Below are 17314 nucleotides of genomic sequence, written 5' to 3'. Positions count from 1 at the left end.
AACATATCGTTGTCTTATGCAATCTTCTCCCGGTTCTCCCGCCATGCCGACCACCGTGGTGGACGATCCGGCCCCGCTGACGCACCGCGAGATCCTCGAGGTGCTGTTCGGCCTGCTCTCCGGCATGTTCACGGCGATCATCAGCTCGACGATCGTGTCGAACGCGCTGCCGACGATCATCGCCGACCTCGACGGCAGCCAGACCCAGTACACCTGGGTCGTCACGGCGTCGCTGCTGGCGATGACGGTCTCCACGCCGGTCTGGGGCAAGCTCGCCGACCTGTTCAGCAAGAAGCTGCTGGTGCAGCTCTCCCTCGTGATCTTCGTCCTCGGATCGGTGCTCGCCGGGCTCTCGCGGAACGTCCCCGAGCTGATCGCGATGCGCGCCGTGCAGGGCCTCGCGATGGGCGGCCTCGTCGCCAACGCCCAGGCGATCATCGGCTCGATCATCCCGCCGCGCGACCGCGGCCGGTACAGCGGCTACATGGGCGCGACGATGGCCGTCGGCACCGTCACCGGCCCGCTCGTCGGCGGCGTCATCGTCGACACCCCCGGTCTGGGCTGGCGCTGGTGCTTCTACGTCTGCGTGCCGCTCGCGGTCATCAGCCTGATCGTGCTGCAGCGCTACCTCCGCATCGCGACGATCCGCCGACCAGTGAAGATCGACTACGTCGGTGCGGTCCTCATCGCGATCGGCGCCTCGCTCCCGCTGCTCTGGGTGACGTTCGCCGGTGAGCACTACGACTGGATCTCCTGGACGTCGGCCGCGTTCCTCGGCGGTGCGTCGCTGGCCTGGCTGCTCGCGGTCCGGGTCGAGCTGCGCCACCCCGAGCCGCTCGTGCCGATCTCGGTCGTCCGCGAGCGCACGACGTCGCTGGCGATCATCGGCAGCATCGCGGTCGGCACCGCGATGTTCGGCGGCTCGGTGTTCCTCGGCCAGTACTTCCAGGTCGCCGGCGGACGGACGCCGACCGAGGCCGGTCTGCTCAGCATGCCGCTGATGCTCGGCTCGCTCGTCGGCACCACGGCCTCCGGCCAGCTCATCACCCGCACCGGCTTCTGGAAGCGCTACCTCGTCCTCGGCTCGACCCTCCTCGTCATCGGCCTCGCGCTGCTCGCGACGATCGACCACACGACGCCGGAGTGGCACGCGATGGTCTTCATGGGTCTGCTCGGCCTCGGCATGGGCATGCTCCTGCAGAACTACGTTCTGGCGGTGCAGAACACCGTCGACGTCACGCAGGTCGGCGCGGCCAGTGCGACGGTCTCGTTCTTCCGGTCGCTCGGCGGCACCATCGGCGTCTCCGTGCTCGGCGCGATCCTCGCCGTCCAGGTGCGCGACGACGTCACGCCCAAGCTGCAGGACCTCGGGATCGACACCGGCGGCAAGGCCGGGGGCTCGTTGCTCGACGTGAACCACCTTCCGACGCCCGTTGCCGAGATCGTGCGGTCGGCCTACGGCGACGCGACCGGCACGATCTTCGCGGTCGCTGCCGGCGTGGCCGTCATCAGTCTCGTCGCGGCCCTGCTGATCCGCGAGGTGCCGCTGCGCACCACGGTGCGCAAGAAGGACTGACTAGTCGGTCTTGCGGCGCCGGCCCGGCTGCATCCGCAGCGCGTTGCGGCGACGGCGGCAGTACTCGATGCCGATCAGGCCGAGGCCGAGGCCGGCGAGGGCGGTCCACATCCACCACATGCGGCCGTCGTCCTCGAGCGTGCCGAGGAACGGCAGGAGCGCGACCGCGACGACGCCCCAGATGATGGTGCCGACGGTCATGGTGCGGACGCCGTCGACGTCCATCGGCTCGACCTCCGCGACGCGGTGCGTGGTGCTGCCGATCTCGAGCTCGGTGACCTCCGGACGGCCGAACTCGTGGCGACGGGCGACGCGCTCCAGACGGGCAAGCTCCCGGTGACCGAGCTTGCGCTCGATGGTCTCCGGGCCGTCACCGTCGCGCGGCGTCCAGTCCTCGTCACTCACGGCGTCAGCCTACCCGTCGGGGGCGGGTGACCTTCGGTGTCCTGGCATGCTGGGCGACGATGAATCCGCGCTTCCGCCGGCTCCTGATCCCGGGACTCCTGGTGGCCCTCCTGGTGGTCGTGGTCGTGGCCTCGATCGCGCGCCGCGCCGACGGCGCCACGGCCGACTCGACCGTGGTCAGCCGCATGAGCGACCCGCGGATCACCGAGTCGAGCGGGCTCGCCGTGAGCCGCCGCCACCCGGACCTCGCCTACACCGTGAACGACTCCGGGCACGGGCCGATCGTCTTCGCCGTCCGGATCTCCACCGGCGCCGTCGTCGGCACCACCCGGGCCGAGGGCGTGCGCTGGCGCGACACCGAGTCCATGGCCCTGACGCCGGACGGCACGCTCTGGGTCGGCGACACCGGCGACAACTTCGGCGTGCGCCAGGACGTCGCCCTGTACTCGATGCCGGAGCCCGGCACCGGCGACCACGTCGTCCGGCCGAAGCGGTACGGCTACTCGCTGCCCACCGGCCCGGAGGACGTCGAGGGCATCGCACTGCAGCCGAGCACCGGACGCTTCCTGCTGATGGGCAAGGGCCTGACCGGCGGGCGCGTCTACCGGCTCCCGAAGACGCTGCGCGAGGACCGGCCGAACCGGGCGGAGGAGCTGGACTGGACCACCCCGGTGCTCACCACCGACTCGGCCACCACGCCGGACGGCCGCTACGTGCTGGTGCGGAACTACACCGTCGCGCAGGTGCGCGACGCCCGGACGTGGAAGCTCCTGCACACCGACGAGCTGCCGGAGCAGGCCCAGGGCGAGACCATCGCGCCGGAGCCGTCCGGGAAGTCGTACCTGATCGGCAGCGAGGGCGCCGACTCGGCACTGCTGCGGCTCGGCCTCACCGCCGCCGCGGACCCCACGCCCGCGCCCACGAGCACGCCGTCCGTGGCCGAGCCGAAGGCCGATCGGGACACCACGGGCGGAACGCCGCCGTGGGCGGTGTGGGGGAGCGCTCTCGGTGGCGTGATCGTCCTCGCCGGCGCTGCGGCGTGGATCACCCGACGCCGCTGAGACCTCTGGCATGCTGCCGAGCATGACCACGACCATCACCTCGGGGCTCGACAGCTACTTCAAGATCAGCAGCCGCGGATCGTCCGTCGCTCAGGAGGTACGTGGCGGTGTCGTCACGTTCCTGACGATGGCCTACATCATCGTCCTGAACCCGATCATCCTCGCCGGCGTCGCCGACGCGGACGGCAAGTTCCTGGGTGGCGGCAGCGAGCCGGGCTCCGGCTTCGCCACCATCGCCGTCGTCACGGCGCTGGTCGCCGGCGTGATCACGATCCTCATGGGGGTCGTCGCGAACTTCCCGCTCGCGCTGGCCACCGGCCTCGGCCTGAACGCGTTCGTCGCGTACTCCGTCGCGAGCGAGATGACGTGGGCCGACGCCATGGGCCTCGTCGTGCTCGAGGGCCTGATCATCCTGGTGCTGGTGCTCACCGGCTTCCGGAAGCTCGTCTTCGACGCGATCCCGCGCCAGCTGAAGACCGCGATCGCCGTGGGCATCGGCCTGTTCATCACGTTCATCGGTCTCGTGGACGCCGGCTTCGTGCGCACGTCCGGCATCGCTGCCCCGCCCGTCGGCCTGGGCATCGGCGGCAACCTGGCCGGCTGGCCGGTCCTGGTGTTCTGCATCGGCCTGCTGCTGATGATCACGCTCTACTCGCGCGGCATCCCCGGCGCGATCCTCATCGGCATCGTGGCCACCACCATCCTGGCCGGCATCGTCCAGGCGATCACCGACACGGGCGCCGGCGGCGGGGACCCGACGTCGAAGGGCTGGAACCTCAACGTCCCGGAGTGGCCGGACAAGATCTTCGCCAAGCCCGACTTCGGCCTGCTGGGCGACTTCAACCTGCTCGGCGGCTTCGACCGGGCCGGCTTCGTGACGGCCGTGCTGCTGGTCTTCACGCTCCTGCTCGCCGACTTCTTCGACACGATGGGCACGATGACCGCCATCGGCGCGGAGGCAGGGCTCAACGACGAGGACGGCACGCCGGAGGGCGCGCAGAAGATCCTGGTCGTCGACTCGCTCGCCGCGGCCGCTGGTGGCGCCGCGGGCATCTCGAGCAACACGTCGTACATCGAGTCGGCGGCCGGCGTGGGCGACGGTGCCCGCACTGGTCTCGCCTCGGTCGTGACCGGCGTGCTGTTCCTGCTGTCGACGTTCGCCGCCCCGCTCGTCGAGCACATCCCGAGCGAGGCCGCGGTGCCCGCGCTCGTGGTCGTCGGCTTCCTCATGATGAGCCAGATCAAGAACATCACCTGGGACGACAACGACATCGCCATCCCGGCGTTCCTGACGATCGTGCTGATGCCGTTCACGTACTCGATCACGGCGGGCATCGGCGCGGGCTTCATCGCCTACACGGTGCTCAAGGCGGTGCGCGGCAAGGCGGCCGAGGTGCACGCCCTGCTGTGGCTGATCTCGGCGCTGTTCGTCCTCTACTTCGCCATCGACCCGGTGACCCGCTGGCTCACCTGACGCTGACGAGAGGGTTCCGGCCCGCTGAGGAGAGAGTTCCGGCCCGCTGAGGAGAGGGTTCCGGCCCGCTGAGGAGAGGGTTCCGGCCCGCTGAGGAGAGAGTTCCGGCCCGGTGAGGAGAGAGTTCAGTCCGTCGAGCGACGGTAGAGCTCGCGGTGCTCCTCGTAGATCCTTGCGTTGTCGTGCAGCTTCTCGACCTCGTCCTCGCTGAGCTCTCGTCGCACCTTCCCAGGTACGCCCGCGACGAGCGACCGAGGCGGGACCTGCATGCCCTCCGGCACCAGCGCACCTGCGGCGATCAGGGTCTCGTCGCCGATGACGGCGCCGTTCATGACGATGGCGCCCATGCCGATGAGCACGTGGTCGCCGACGGTGGCGCCGTGGACGATCGCGCCGTGGCCGACGGAGACGCCCTCGCCGAGGGTCACGGGCCGGCCGGTGTCGACGTGGAACGCCGCGTTGTCCTGGACGTTCGACCGGGCGCCGATGGTGATGGGCTCGTTGTCGGCCCGGAGGACGGCGCCGAACCAGACGCTCGCCCCGGCCTCCAGCGTCACGCGACCGGCGAGGACGGCGGTGGGCGACACCCAGGCGTCGTCGGCGATGGTCGGGCTGTGGCCGTCGAGGGAGATCTCCATGGTGTCCAAAGTAGCCGGTCCCATCTTCTCGTCGACGGGCCGGAACTCTCTCGTCGACGGGCCGGAACTCTCTCGTCGACGGGCCGGAACTCTCTCGTCGACGGGCCGGAACTCTCTCGTCGACGGGCCGGAACTCTCTCGTCGACGGGCCGGAACTCTCTCGTCAGCGGGCCGGAACTCTCTCGTCAGCGGGCCGGGAGTCTCTCGTCAGCGGTCGGTTTGGTCACACCGGGTGGCGGGAGGTAAGCAAGCGCTCATACGATGCCCCGTATGGCTTCTGCGCAGGTCCCTGAGGACGTCGGCGCTGTCCGGGTCCCACTAGCGGAGGGCATCGACGTCGACGTCGCCGACTGGGAGAAGGCCACCGCGGCCGTGCTCCGGAAGTCCAGGAAGCTGGCTGACGACGCGCCCGACCACGACGTCTGGGGCCTGCTCACGCAGGAGACCCTCGACGGCCTCAGCATCACCCCGCTCGGCACGCCGTCGCTGGTGGCCGACCTCGACGACCCGGGACTCCCCGGCGAGGCGCCGTTCACGCGCGGCACCACCGCCACCCGCGAGCTCGAGGGCTGGGACGTCCGCGGCTGGTTCACCGACCCCGACGTCGACGTCACCGCGCAGCACGTCGTCACCGACCTGGAGAACGGCGTCAACTCGCTCTGGATCACCGTCGGCGACGGCGCCGTCCCGGCCGACGCCCTGGCGCGCATCCTCGAGCCGGTCTTCCTCGATCTCGCGCCCGTCGTGCTCGACGCCCTCGACGACCCGTTGGCCGCCGCTCGCGCCCTCGACGCCGTCATCGAGGACAAGGCCGTCCAGCCGCACCCAGACACCAGCTACGGCGCCGACCCCACCACGCCGGACGGACTCGCGGTCGTCGAGCTCGCCCGGGCCCGCGGCGTGCGCGGCGTCGTCGTCGACGCCACCACCGTGCACGACGCCGGGGCGTCCGAGGTGCAGGAGCTGGCCTACTCGCTGGCCACCGGCGCCCGCTACCTGCGCGCCCTCGTCGAGGCCGGGCTGAGCGTCGAGGACGCCGCCGCCCAGATCGACGTCCGCTACGCCGCCACCGACGAGCAGCTCACCACCATTGCCAAGCTGCGCGCCGCCCGGCTGCTGTGGAGCCGGATGCTCGAGCTCAGCGACGTCCCGGCCGAGCAGCGCGGCCAGCGCCAGCACGCGGTCACGTCGCGCCCGATGATGTCGGCCTACGACCCGTACGTGAACATGCTCCGCACGACGATCGCCGCGTTCTCCGCCGGCGTCGGCGGTGCCGAGGCCGTCACCGTCCTGCCGTTCGACGAGCCGCTCGGCCTGCCCGAGGCGTTCAGCCGACGCATCGCCCGCAACCAGTCGAGCCTGCTGATCCACGAGTCCCACCTCGGCAAGGTCGTCGACATCGCCGGAGGGTCGTACGCGGTCGAGAAGCTCACCGCCGAGCTCGCCCAGGCCGCGTGGACCCTGTTCGGCGATCTCGAGGAAGATCCCGACTCCCTGCAGGCACGCATCGAGGAGAGGGTGGCCGCCCGCGAGCAGCAGATCGCCGTCCGCCAGCGCCCGATCACCGGCCTCACCGAGTTCCCGAACCTGCAGGAGACGCGTCCCGAGCGCCGCCCCTACGGGCGCGCCCCGGTGGTGCACCGGTACGGAGCCTCGTTCGAGGCCCTCCGCGACGACCCCGCGAAGGCCCCGGTCTTCCTGGCCACGCTCGGTCGCGTCGCGCAGCACACGGCGCGCGCCACGTTCGCCGCCAACCTGTTCGCCGCCGGCGGCATCGAGACCGTCGTCGCCGGCGCCACCGAGGGCGTCGACGACGTCGTCAGCGCCTACCGCGACGCCGGCACGCCCGCCGTCGCCTGTCTCGCCGGGCCCGACGCCCTCTATGCCGAGTGGGGCGAGGACGTCGTCGGGGCCCTGCGCGAGGCCGGGGCCAAGCACGTGATCGTCGCCGGGAAGAACGACGTCGGCGCGGACGACTCCGCCGCGATGGGCGTCGACGCGCTGGACTTCCTGCGCCGCACCCGTCAGGAGCTGGCCTCATGAGCATCCCCGAGTCGTTCGCCGGCGAGCCTTGGGAGGCTCCCGAGGGCATCGAGATCAAGCGGCTCTACACCGCCGACGACCTCAAGGGCCTCGACGCGCTGGACACGTATCCGGGCCTCGCACCGTTCCTGCGGGGCCCGTACCCGGCGATGTACACGACGCAGCCGTGGACGATCCGCCAGTACGCCGGCTTCTCCACCGCGGAGGAGTCCAACGCCTTCTACCGCCGCAACCTCGCGGCCGGCCAGAAGGGCCTGTCCGTCGCGTTCGACCTCGCCACCCACCGCGGGTACGACTCCGACCACCCGCGCGTGAAGGGCGACGTCGGCATGGCCGGCGTCGCGATCGACTCCATCTACGACGCCCGTCAGCTCTTCGACGGCATCCCGCTCGACGAGATGAGCGTCTCGATGACGATGAACGGCGCGGTGCTGCCGGTGCTCGCGCTCTACATCGTCGCGGCCGAGGAGCAGGGGGTGAAGCCGGAGCAGCTCTCAGGGACCATCCAGAACGACATCCTCAAGGAGTTCATGGTCCGGAACACCTACATCTACCCGCCGGCCCCGTCGATGCGGATCATCTCCGACATCTTCGCGTTCACCGCCGAGCGGATGCCGCGGTTCAACTCCATCTCGATCTCCGGGTACCACATCCAGGAGGCCGGGGCGACGAACGACCTCGAGCTCGCGTACACGCTGGCCGACGGCGTCGAGTACATCCGCGCCGGCCTGGACGTCGGGCTCGACATCGACGCGTTCGCGCCACGCCTGAGCTTCTTCTGGGCCATCGGCATGAACTTCGCGATGGAGGTCGCCAAGCTCCGCGCCGCCCGCGCGCTCTGGTCGCGGCTCGTGGCCGACTTCGACCCCAAGAACCCGAAGTCGCAGAGCCTGCGCACGCACAGCCAGACGTCGGGCTGGTCGCTCACCGCGCAGGACGTCTACAACAACGTGGCGCGCACGTGCATCGAGGCGATGGCCGCGACGCAGGGCCACACGCAGAGTCTGCACACCAACGCGCTCGACGAGGCCATCGCGCTGCCGACGGACTTCAGCGCCCGCATCGCGCGCAACACGCAGCTGCTGCTCCAGCAGGAGTCCGGCACCACGGGCGTCATCGACCCGTGGGCCGGCTCGTACTACATCGAGCGCCTCACCCACGACCTCGCGAACCGCGCCTGGGCGCACATCCAGGAGGTCGAGGAGGCCGGCGGCATGGCCAAGGCCATCGAGGCCGGCATCCCGAAGATGCGCATCGAGGAGGCCGCCGCCCGCACCCAGGCGCGCATCGACTCCGGCCAGCAGGCGGTCATCGGCGTGAACACCTACCGCGTCGACCAGGAGGAGCCGTTCGAGGTCCTCAAGGTCGACAACGCGTCCGTCTACCAGCAGCAGGTGGCCAAGCTCGAGCGACTGCGCGCGGAGCGCGACCAGGACGAGGTCGACCGCACCCTCGACGCGCTCACGAAGAGCGCCGAGCGTGGATCCGCCAAGGACGGCTCGCTCGACGGGAACCTGCTCGCCCTCGCCATCGACGCGGCCCGCGCCAAGGCCACGGTCGGCGAGATCTCCGACGCCCTCGAGAAGGTCTACGGGCGCCACCAGGCCGTCATCCGTACGATCTCCGGTGTGTACCGGAGCGAGGCCGGCCAGGGCGGCAACGTCGCCAAGGTCATCGAGGCCACCGAGGAGTTCGAGAAGGCCGAGGGACGTCGGCCGCGCATCCTCGTGGCCAAGATGGGCCAGGACGGTCACGACCGCGGCCAGAAGGTCATCGTCACGGCCTTCGCAGACATGGGCTTCGACGTCGACGTCGGCCCGCTGTTCTCCACGCCCGAGGAGGTCGCCCAGCAGGCGGTCGACGCGGACGTGCACATCGTCGGCATCTCCAGCCTCGCGGCCGGCCACCTCACGCTGGTGCCCGAGCTGAAGCAGGCGCTGAAGGACCTCGGCCGCGAGGACATCGTGGTCGTCGTGGGCGGCGTCATCCCGCCGGACGACGTCCCGACCCTGAAGGAGATGGGTGCCGCGGAGGTCTTCCTCCCGGGCACGGTCATCGCCGACTCGGCGCTCAGCCTGCTCGCGTCGCTGCGCTCCTGAACGTCACTCCCATCCGAAGGCGGGCGGGAGCACGACGACCACGGCCGCGGCCCACGCCGCGTACAGCGGCAGGTAGGTGGTCTGCCAGCGCTCGACCGCGCCGAACGGCTCGCGGCCACCGGTGAACCCGAAGCCCAGGACCGTCGCCCGCAGCAGGTTGCCGAGCAGCAGCAGGTTGAGCCCGAGTGCGGCCACCTTGTTGGCGGAGGCGCCGAACTCGGCGATCCGGCTCAGCATCGCCACGAGCACGACCGCGTCGACCAGGATCGCGCTGACGACGAGCGCGAGCTGCAGCCAGTCGAAGGCGTCGACGGGGGAGCGGGGGTCGCGCGCCGAGATCGCGTAGAGCAGCAGCCCCAGCACGAGCACGAGGATCAGCGCCATCAGGATCAGCAGGTCGCGGTCGACGTGCAGGACGCTGCCGTCGGACACGAACGCGCCGAGCACGGCGAGCAGCATGAGGACGGAGAGCGGCGTGAAGATGCGCGTGAGCACCGGCGCGATGTTCTCGACGACGGCCTGCTTGGCCTCGACCAGCCAGGCCGCCACCAGGACCGCGCCGGCCGCGCCGAACGGGATCACCCACTCGCCGATGACCGTCTCCGGGTCGTGGCCGAGGGTCGAGAACGCGCCGACGGTGAGGCCGACGAGCACGCCGCCGCCCAGCGCGAGCAGCACGTAGTAGACGAACCACTCGCCGGTGAACCGGACGAAGTCCATGCGGCGGCGGTGCGACGTCCAGTCGCCGCCGACGTACGCCACGCCGACCAGGAACCAGGCGACGATCGGCGCGTGGATGACGGTGAGCACCTGCGTCGAGCCGCCCTCGTCGAACGGGAAGACGTTGACGACCACGGCGAGCACGGCGAGGCCGAGCGCGATGCCACCAGCAACCCGGGCCGGGACCTGGCGCTTCCAGACGAAGAACGCGGCGAGGAACGGCAGCACCAGCAGCCCGGCGTTCGCGGCCGCCCGCTCCTCGTCGAGCAGGGCGATGCCGAGCCGGGCCGAGATCGCCGCACCGACGCCGAGCCCCAGGGCGACCCACAGCTCGGTCCGCCGTCCGCCGCCGGTGGTGCTCTCGTCGGGCAGCAGGACCAGCTGCTTCCAGAGTCGCTCGGAGTGCTCGCGCGCGAACTCGTGCGAGATGGCGTCGAGGTTGCCCATCCGCTTCACGGCGATGAGGAACGCCTCGTCCTCACCCAGGCCGGTCTCGGTGAGGTCGGCGATCTGCTCGCGGAGGTGCTCCTCCATCTCGTCGACGTCGGCCTCGACGATGGCGGGGTGCGCCTGCACGTACTGGCGCCACTCGCTGATCTGGGTCTCCACGTCGGTCGTCATCAGAACGCCGCCCGCGGCATCGGCTGGCGCGACCACGCCTTCTCCAGCGCCTCGCTCACGACGGCCCACTGGCTGCGTCGCTCGGCGAGCGCGGCGAGGCCGTCCTGCGTGATGGCGTAGTGCTTGCGCCGCCGGCCCTGCTCCGACGTCGACCACGACGCCGTGATGTGGCCGAGCCGCTCCAGCCGGTGGAGCAGGGGGTAGAGCATGCCGTCGGTCCACTCCATCCGGCCGCCGGACAGCTCGTTGACCTGCTTGAGGATGGCGTAGCCGTAGGACTCGCCCTCGGCGAGGATGCCGAGGACGAGCGGCGTGGCCGACGCCGCCACGAGGTCCTTGTCGATGCGCACGATCGTTCTCCCATACCTAGAGGTGCAAGGTAACCATACCTCATGGTGCTAGGTATCCAAACGATCGTCACTAGACTCGGCGCGTGACCGACGTCGACGCCCTCGCCCAGGACGTGCTCGCGCGGAAGCGCGCGGCGGTCTCACGTGCGATCACGCTGGTGGAGTCGAGCCGGCAGGACCACCGGGCGGCCGCCCGCGAGCTGCTGTCCACGCTCACGCCCGAGGCCGGCAACGCCGTGCGCATCGGCATCTCGGGCGTCCCCGGCGTCGGGAAGTCCACGTTCATCGAGGCGCTCGGCACCTGGCTCGTGGGCGAGGGGCACAAGGTCGGCGTGCTCGCGGTCGACCCGTCGAGCGTCCGCACCGGCGGCTCCGTGCTCGGCGACAAGACGCGCATGGCCGAGCTCGCCATCAGCCCCGACGCCTACATCCGCCCGTCGCCCAGCGCCGGCACGCTCGGCGGCGTCGCGCGCGCCACCACCCAGGCCATGACGGTGCTCGAGGCGGCCGGCTACGACGTCGTGCTCGTCGAGACGGTCGGCGTCGGCCAGTCCGAGATCACCGTGGCCGGCATGGTCGACACGTTCCTGTACCTCACGCTGTCGCGCACCGGTGACCAGCTCCAGGGCATCAAGAAGGGCATCGTCGAGATCGCCGACGTCATCGCCGTCAACAAGGCCGACGGCGACCGCGAGCGCGAGGCCGAGGCCACGGCCAAGGACCTCGCCGGCGCCCTGCGGCTCGTCTACGCCGGGACGCAGGAGTGGGTGCCGCCGGTGCTCACGTGCTCGGCGCTGGAGGGCCGCGGCATCGACACCGTGTGGTCGCGCGTCATCCGGCACCGCGAGTTCCTCGGGAAGCGCGGGCTCCACGAGAAGCGCGCCCAGCAGCAGCTCGACTTCACCTGGGCGCTCGTCCGTGACGAGCTCGACCAGCGCCTGCGGCACGACGAGGACGTCGCCGCCGTTCGAGCCGAGGTGCGCGAGGCGGTGCTGAACGGGGAGATGCCTGCGGCCACCGCGGCCGACCTCATCCTGGCCGCCTACGACAAGAAGTAGTCCGAAAGGACTAGACCGAGGTAGTTCCATCGAACTACGTTCCTCTCAACGCCGACGACCCGTCGGCCTATCAAGGGGGAAATGCATGTTCAGACGAGCTCTCGTCTCGGCGACAGGAGTGGGTGCCACCATCGCGCTCGCCCTGTCCGTGGGCAGCGCCACCGCGTCGTCCGATGCCGCAGCAGAGAAGTCAGGGTCGGCCGTCAGCACGACGGTGAGCAAGGCCGCGCAGGAGAAGGCCAAGGACTACTGGACCAGCAGCCGGATGAAGGCGGCCAAGGACGGCAGCCTGCTGGTCCGCGACCGCAGCAAGGTCCACGCCGGCCGCACCGTCGCCCAGGGGTCGCCGGTGATCCACCAGGGCACGGCCGCCAAGGCGCCCGCCAGCAAGCCGAACAAGGCGTACGGCGGCGGCTACTACACCGGCGGCGGCAAGGTCGTCGCCACGACGGGCAAGGTGTTCTTCACGCTCGGCGGCACGGACTACGTCTGCTCCGGCAGCTCGACCACCGCGGCCAACCAGAGCCTGGTGCAGACCGCCGGGCACTGCCTGAACGAGGGCCCCGGCTCCTTCGCCACGAAGTTCACGTTCGTCCCCGCCTACCGCGACGGCTCCGCGCCGTACGGCCAGTTCGCCGCGACGAACCTGTACACGTCGTCGCAGTGGGCCAACAGCGGTGACCTGAACTACGACATCGGCTACGCCAAGGTCGGCACCTCCGGTGGGCGCACGCTCACCGCTGCCGTCGGCGCGCAGGGCGTCGGGTTCAACCTCGCCCGCGGCGCCACGATGTACTCGTTCGGCTACCCGGCTGCCTCGCCGTACAGCGGCCAGCGGCTCGCCTGGTGCAACGGCGTCGTCGCCGCCGACACCTGGGGCGGCAGCTCCGACCAGGGCATGGTCTGCAACATGACCGGCGGCTCGTCGGGCGGTCCCTGGTTCATCAACTACTCGACGTCCAGCGGCGTCGGGACGTTGAACTCGCTGAACTCCTTCAAGTACAACGGCGGACCGCAGGCGAACCGGATGTTCGGCCCGTACTTCGGTTCCGTCATCCAGGGGGTCTACAACGCAGCACAGGGCTGACGCCTAGGCGGCGAGGAGGGCCTACGATGGGTCATCGCGAACCCTCCCGCAGGAGATCTCCCATGAAGTCCCTCCTCGCCGTCGGCCTCGGCGTCGTCACCGCCGCCAGCCTGGGCCTGGGCGCTCCGGCGTCGGCGGCCGACCGGCCCGATGTCGTCGTGGTGAGCGCGGCCGCGCAGGACGCGGCGGCCCGGTACTGGACGGCCGACCGCATGCGCGCCGCCCGCCCCGCGGACGACCTGCTCCGGCGTGCGGTCCAGGTCCTGACCTCCCGCACGGCGTCCAGCGGGCTGCTCGGCGGACTCCTGGGCGGTCTCCTCGGTGGTTCCGGCGGGCGCGCCGACCGGGGCGCCCTCTACGACGGCAGCGGCACGGTCGTGCGCACCACCGGCCGCGTGTTCTTCACGATCGGCGGCACGGGCTTCGCCTGCTCCGGCAGCTCGGTGCGCGCCAAGAACGAGAACCTCGTCCAGACCGCCGGGCACTGCGTCAACAAGGGTCCAGGCGGCTACGCGAAGAACGTCGTCTTCGTCCCCGGGTACAAGGACGGCAAGGCCCCGTACGGGCGCTGGGCCGCGACGAAGCTCGCCACCACCACGGAGTGGCGCACGCGTGGCGACCTCACCTACGACGTGGGCTACATCCGGGTCAAGGCCAAGAAGAAGTCCCTGTCCGACACCGTCGGCGCGCAGGGCATCGCGTTCAACCGTCCGCGGGGCGGCTCCGTCGACGTGTTCGGCTACCCGGCCGAGTCGCTGTACGACGGGAATCGGCTGGCCATCTGTCGCGGCGCGGTGATCCAGGACCGACGCGGCAGCGGCGATCAGGGCATCGACTGCAACCTGTCGGGCGGCACGTCGGGCGGGCCGTGGCTCGCCGACTTCAACCCGTCCACCGGAGCCGGCGTGATCACGTCGGTCTCCAGCTTCCGGTACGTGACCGGGGCCGGCGCGAAGCGATGGCTCTACGGGCCGTACTTCGGCTCCGTGGCGCAGTCGCTCTACTCCTCGATGCAGAAGAAGTAGGTGGCGCGGGGGCTGGGAGTGCCCCCGCGCCCAATGGGCCTTGCCACAGTGAGGGAGTAACTCGCAATAACTAGGTCCATCTAGTACTAAATGACTATCTCATGGGATAGGGTCAGACAAGACGTGGGGCTCGACCATCTCGGGGGGGTGGTCGAGATTCATGTCAAAGGGAGTCAGAAGGGCCCGGCCGTCACGGCCGGGCCCTTCCCCTGCTAACCAGGGAAGACGGCGGGATCCGGGCCGGTGCGTTCGCCGCGGTCGAGGGCGGTGATCGCCTCCACCTCGCTGTCGTCGAGTGTGAGCGACGTCGCACCGAAGTTCTCGGCGATGCGCTCGGGGGTGACGGACTTCGGGATCACGACGTTGCCCAGGGCGAGGTGCCACGCGAGCACGACCTGAGCGGCCGTGGCGTCGTGGCTCTTGGCCACGTCGACGATCACGGGGTCGTCCAGCACGGCGCCCTGCGCCAGCGGGCTCCAGGCCTCGGTGGCGATCTCGTGGGCGGCGTGGAACTCGCGCAGGTCGTGCTGCGTGAGGTACGGGTGCAGCTCGATCTGGTTGACCGAGGGCACGGAGAGGCCCAGGTCGAGAAGACGCTGGAGGTCCTCGAGCCGGAAGTTGGACACGCCGATCGAGCGGACGCGGCCGTCGGCGCGCAGCTTCTCGAAGACCTTCCAGGTGTCGACGTAGAGGTCGCGCTGAGGGGCGGGCCAGTGGATGAGGTAGAGGTCGACGACGTCGAGGCCGAGCCGCTCCAGGCTGGCGTCGAACGCGCGCTCGGCCGAGTCGGCGCCCTGGTCGTCGTTCCAGAGCTTGGTGGTGACGAAGACGTCGTCGCGGGGGAGGCCGGACGCGGCGATGGCGGCGCCGACGCCGCGCTCGTTGCGGTAGGCCCGGGCGGTGTCGATGTGCCGGTAGCCGGCCTCGAGCGCCTGGGCGGTGACCTTCTCGGTGTCCTCCGGGGGCACCTGGAACACCCCGAAGCCCAGCTGGGGGATGGAGGTGCCGTCGTGCAGCTCGAGCGCGGGAACAGTCATGTCCCCAACCTAGGACCGCCGGTCAACGGCTGCGTCTCAGGAGGTGGCCCAGGCGGGGTTCCAGCCGGCGACCTCGTCGGCCGCGCGCTCGGACGGGCCGGTGTAGACCGCCGACGGGCGGATCAGGCGGCCGGTCTTGTACTGCTCGAGGATGTGGGCGCTCCAGCCGGCGGTGCGGGCGGAGGTGAACATCGCAGTGAACATGTTGGACGGGACCTCGGCGAAGTCGAGGACGATGGCGGCCCAGAACTCGACGTTCGTCTCCAGGACGCGGTCCGGGCGACGCTCGCGCAGCTCCTTCAGCGCGGCCTGCTCGAGCGCCTCGGCGACCTCGGCACGCGGCGCCTTGAGCTCACGGGCCGTACGACGCAGCGTGCGGGCGCGCGGGTCCTCGGCGCGGTAGACGCGGTGACCGAAGCCCATCAGCCGCTCGCCGGAGTCGAGCACCTGCTTGACGTACGCCTCGGCGTCGCCGGTCTTCTCGACCTGCTCGATCATGTGCAGCACGCGGGACGGCGCGCCGCCGTGCAGCGGTCCGGACATGGCGCCGACCGCACCGGAGAGGGCGGCGGCGACGTCCGCGCCGGTGGAGGCGATGACGCGGGCGGTGAACGTGGAGGCGTTCATGCCGTGCTCGGCGGCGGAGACCAGATAGGCGTCGATGGCCTTGGCGTGGTCGGGGTTCACCTCACCGCGCCAGCGCATGAGCATGCGGTCGATGATCGTGTCGCAGGTGTCGATATCGGCCTGCGGGACCATCGGCTTGCCGAGACCACGGGCCGCCTGGGCGACGTACGACAGCACCATGACGGCCGTGCGGGCAAGGTCGTGCCGGACCTCTTCGGGGTCGGAGATGTCGTACAGCTGGCGCAGGCCCCAGACCGGCGCCATCAGTGCGATGGCGCTCTGCACGTCGGCGCGGATGTCGCCGGAGTGCACCGGGATCGGGTACGGCTCGGCGGGCGGGAGACCCGGCTCGTACTCGCCGTCGACGAGCAGGCCCCAGATCTTCTCGAACGGCACGCGACCCACGAGGTCGTCGATGTCGACGCCGCGGTACCGGAGCGCGGATCCTTCCTTGTCGGGCTCGGCGATCTCGCTCGCGAACGCGACGACTCCCTCGAGCCCGTGGTGCACCTCTACGCCATCAGTCATGTTCGCCATTCTGCCCTGCACACCTAGTCTTCAAGCATGGAGTCCCCCGACCTGGCCGCCATCCGCGCCGAGTACGCCGACGCCGGTCTCGACGAGGGCGACGCCGGCGACGACCCCGTCGCTCTGCTCGGCCGCTGGACGACGCAGGCCATCGAGGCCGGGCTGCACGAGCCGAACGCGATGGCGCTGGCCACGGCCACGCCCGACGGCGCCCCGTCGGTCCGGCTGGTGCTGCTGAAGGCCCTGGACGCCGACGGTGCCGTGTTCTACACCAACTACGCCTCGCGCAAGGGCGACGAGCTCGAGACCAACCCGCGCGCGGCGGCCGTGCTGCTGTGGCACCCGCTCCAGCGGCAGGTGCGGATCGAGGGTCGCGTCTCGCGCGTCGGCCCCGCGGAGTCGGACCGCTACTTCGACTCGCGGCCCGAGGGGGCGCGGGCGGCGGCCATCGCGTCGGACCAGTCCCGCCCGGTCGAGAGCCGCACCGCGCTGGAGCAGCGCTTCGCCGAGGCGTCGGCGGAGGCGTTGGTGCGGCCGGACGACTGGGGCGGCTACCGCATCGCGCTCGACGTCATGGAGTTCTGGCAGGGCCGCCCGAACCGCCTGCACGACCGGCTGCGCTACTCCCGGTCCGACGCCGGCTGGACCTGCGAGCGCCTCCAGCCCTAGCCGAGGACGAAGAACGCCGTGGTGACCGCGGGCGCGATCCCGACGATCAGCCAGGCGGACAGCGGCGACCGCTCGTGGATCTTCCGCACGATGCCGACGGCGACGCAGCCGAGCGCGGCCATCATGATCACGATCAGCACGGCCTTGTCCTGACGGCCGTCCTGGTCGAGCACGATCGACGTCGCGGCGAGCGCCCCGATGGGGAACGAGGCGACCGCCAGCACCAGCAGGGACATCACCCACCGCTGCACCTGCTCGATCGAGAGATCGGTCAGCCGACGGCTCAGGGAGACCAT

The 17314-nt window shown here is 70.7% G+C and carries 15 protein-coding genes and 1 pseudogene; 9 read left to right on the top strand and 7 right to left on the bottom strand.

What is annotated here, in order from left to right:
• Positions 1–43: 43 nt before the first annotated feature.
• Entirely contained in the window at positions 44–1576 is a 1533-nt protein-coding gene (locus tag FHP06_RS05715; RefSeq protein WP_230973418.1) for an MDR family MFS transporter, read from the top strand.
• On the opposite strand, the gene FHP06_RS16190 is transcribed toward FHP06_RS05715, so the two are convergent.
• Positions 1577–1981, bottom strand: coding sequence for a DUF2530 domain-containing protein (locus tag FHP06_RS16190; RefSeq protein ID WP_230973417.1), 405 nt, complete (start codon positions 1979–1981; stop codon positions 1577–1579). It lies immediately after the preceding gene.
• 59 nt (positions 1982–2040) lie between these two features.
• Here FHP06_RS16190 and FHP06_RS05705 point away from each other — a divergent pair, with 59 nt between their 5' ends.
• Together FHP06_RS05705 and FHP06_RS05700 are read left to right on the top strand one after the other, a co-directional pair.
• Positions 2041–3042, top strand: coding sequence for an esterase-like activity of phytase family protein (locus FHP06_RS05705; RefSeq protein ID WP_147684644.1), 1002 nt, complete (start codon positions 2041–2043; stop codon positions 3040–3042).
• Between the two features lie 22 nt (positions 3043–3064).
• Complete coding sequence (locus FHP06_RS05700) at positions 3065–4516, top strand: NCS2 family permease (protein WP_147684642.1); 1452 nt, start codon at positions 3065–3067, stop codon at positions 4514–4516.
• Positions 4517–4641: 125 nt separating this feature from the next.
• On the opposite strand, the gene FHP06_RS05695 is transcribed toward FHP06_RS05700, so the two are convergent.
• On the bottom strand, positions 4642–5154 hold the full coding sequence (locus FHP06_RS05695; RefSeq protein WP_147684640.1) for a gamma carbonic anhydrase family protein: 513 nt from the start codon (positions 5152–5154) through the stop codon (positions 4642–4644).
• A 270-nt stretch (positions 5155–5424) separates the two neighbouring features.
• On the opposite strand from FHP06_RS05695, the gene FHP06_RS05690 reads away from it, so the two are divergent.
• Together FHP06_RS05690 and scpA are read left to right on the top strand one after the other, a co-directional pair.
• Positions 5425–7197 carry a methylmalonyl-CoA mutase family protein gene (locus FHP06_RS05690; protein ID WP_147684638.1) on the top strand — a complete coding sequence of 591 codons (1773 nt, stop codon included), beginning with the start codon at positions 5425–5427 and terminating at the stop codon, positions 7195–7197.
• 23 nt (positions 7198–7220) lie between these two features.
• Positions 7221–9296 (top strand): annotated as a pseudogene (gene scpA, locus FHP06_RS05685) (methylmalonyl-CoA mutase); the annotation flags it as partial.
• A gap of 3 nt (positions 9297–9299) precedes the next feature.
• Here the strand turns inward: scpA and FHP06_RS05680 are convergent.
• Together FHP06_RS05680 and FHP06_RS05675 are read right to left on the bottom strand one after the other, a co-directional pair.
• Positions 9300–10637 carry a permease prefix domain 1-containing protein gene (locus FHP06_RS05680; RefSeq protein WP_147684635.1) on the bottom strand — a complete coding sequence of 446 codons (1338 nt, stop codon included), beginning with the start codon at positions 10635–10637 and terminating at the stop codon, positions 9300–9302.
• Entirely contained in the window at positions 10637–10987 is a 351-nt protein-coding gene (locus tag FHP06_RS05675) for a PadR family transcriptional regulator (RefSeq protein ID WP_147684633.1), read from the bottom strand. Before FHP06_RS05675 ends, FHP06_RS05680 begins: the two co-directional genes overlap by 1 nt.
• 83 nt (positions 10988–11070) lie before the next feature.
• Between FHP06_RS05675 and meaB the strand changes: the two genes are divergently transcribed.
• The 3 genes from meaB (at position 11071) to FHP06_RS05660 (ending at position 14157) form a co-directional block, all read left to right on the top strand.
• Positions 11071–12045: a methylmalonyl Co-A mutase-associated GTPase MeaB gene (gene meaB / locus FHP06_RS05670; RefSeq protein WP_147684631.1), complete on the top strand. Its 975-nt coding sequence runs from the start codon at positions 11071–11073 to the stop codon at positions 12043–12045.
• Between the two features lie 85 nt (positions 12046–12130).
• On the top strand, positions 12131–13132 hold the full coding sequence (locus FHP06_RS05665) for a trypsin-like serine peptidase (RefSeq protein ID WP_147684629.1): 1002 nt from the start codon (positions 12131–12133) through the stop codon (positions 13130–13132).
• 62 nt (positions 13133–13194) lie between these two features.
• Positions 13195–14157, top strand: coding sequence for a trypsin-like serine peptidase (locus tag FHP06_RS05660; RefSeq protein ID WP_147684627.1), 963 nt, complete (start codon positions 13195–13197; stop codon positions 14155–14157).
• 212 nt (positions 14158–14369) lie between these two features.
• Here FHP06_RS05660 and FHP06_RS05655 read toward each other — a convergent pair whose 3' ends face one another.
• Together FHP06_RS05655 and FHP06_RS05650 are read right to left on the bottom strand one after the other, a co-directional pair.
• A complete protein-coding gene (locus FHP06_RS05655; RefSeq protein ID WP_147684626.1) occupies positions 14370–15194 on the bottom strand; it encodes an aldo/keto reductase in 825 nt (274 codons plus the stop codon).
• Between the two features lie 36 nt (positions 15195–15230).
• Positions 15231–16358 carry a citrate synthase 2 gene (locus FHP06_RS05650; RefSeq protein ID WP_407921274.1) on the bottom strand — a complete coding sequence of 376 codons (1128 nt, stop codon included), beginning with the start codon at positions 16356–16358 and terminating at the stop codon, positions 15231–15233.
• 27 nt (positions 16359–16385) lie between these two features.
• On the opposite strand from FHP06_RS05650, the gene pdxH reads away from it, so the two are divergent.
• Positions 16386–17018 (top strand): pyridoxamine 5'-phosphate oxidase, encoded by a 633-nt coding sequence (pdxH, locus tag FHP06_RS05645; RefSeq protein ID WP_147684622.1) that lies wholly within the window; start codon positions 16386–16388, stop codon positions 17016–17018.
• Here the strand turns inward: pdxH and FHP06_RS05640 are convergent.
• The gene (locus FHP06_RS05640; protein WP_147684621.1) at positions 17015–17314 is read right to left on the bottom strand and encodes a hypothetical protein; all 300 of its coding nucleotides are present in this window, start codon (positions 17312–17314) and stop codon (positions 17015–17017) included. The two genes, pdxH and FHP06_RS05640, sit on opposite strands and share 4 nt — an antisense overlap.

It is taken from the genome of Aeromicrobium terrae (assembly GCF_008039565.1).
GTDB lineage: Bacteria > Actinomycetota > Actinomycetes > Propionibacteriales > Nocardioidaceae > Aeromicrobium > Aeromicrobium terrae.
This window is presented reverse-complemented; position numbering and strand designations above follow the sequence as displayed.

Coding starts and splice junctions, on each gene's coding strand:
- FHP06_RS05640 (WP_147684621.1), bottom strand. CDS start 17,314: ATGGTCTCCCTGAGCCGTCGGCTGACCGATCTCTCGATCGAGCAGGTG.
- pdxH (WP_147684622.1), top strand. CDS start 16,386: ATGGAGTCCCCCGACCTGGCCGCCATCCGCGCCGAGTACGCCGACGCC.
- FHP06_RS05680 (WP_147684635.1), bottom strand. CDS start 10,637: ATGACGACCGACGTGGAGACCCAGATCAGCGAGTGGCGCCAGTACGTG.
- FHP06_RS05650 (WP_407921274.1), bottom strand. CDS start 16,358: ATGGCGAACATGACTGATGGCGTAGAGGTGCACCACGGGCTCGAGGGA.
- FHP06_RS05665 (WP_147684629.1), top strand. CDS start 12,131: ATGTTCAGACGAGCTCTCGTCTCGGCGACAGGAGTGGGTGCCACCATC.
- FHP06_RS05700 (WP_147684642.1), top strand. CDS start 3,065: ATGACCACGACCATCACCTCGGGGCTCGACAGCTACTTCAAGATCAGC.
- FHP06_RS05660 (WP_147684627.1), top strand. CDS start 13,195: ATGAAGTCCCTCCTCGCCGTCGGCCTCGGCGTCGTCACCGCCGCCAGC.
- FHP06_RS05715 (WP_230973418.1), top strand. CDS start 44: ATGCCGACCACCGTGGTGGACGATCCGGCCCCGCTGACGCACCGCGAG.
- FHP06_RS05705 (WP_147684644.1), top strand. CDS start 2,041: ATGAATCCGCGCTTCCGCCGGCTCCTGATCCCGGGACTCCTGGTGGCC.
- FHP06_RS05695 (WP_147684640.1), bottom strand. CDS start 5,154: ATGGAGATCTCCCTCGACGGCCACAGCCCGACCATCGCCGACGACGCC.
- FHP06_RS05690 (WP_147684638.1), top strand. CDS start 5,425: ATGGCTTCTGCGCAGGTCCCTGAGGACGTCGGCGCTGTCCGGGTCCCA.
- FHP06_RS05655 (WP_147684626.1), bottom strand. CDS start 15,194: ATGACTGTTCCCGCGCTCGAGCTGCACGACGGCACCTCCATCCCCCAG.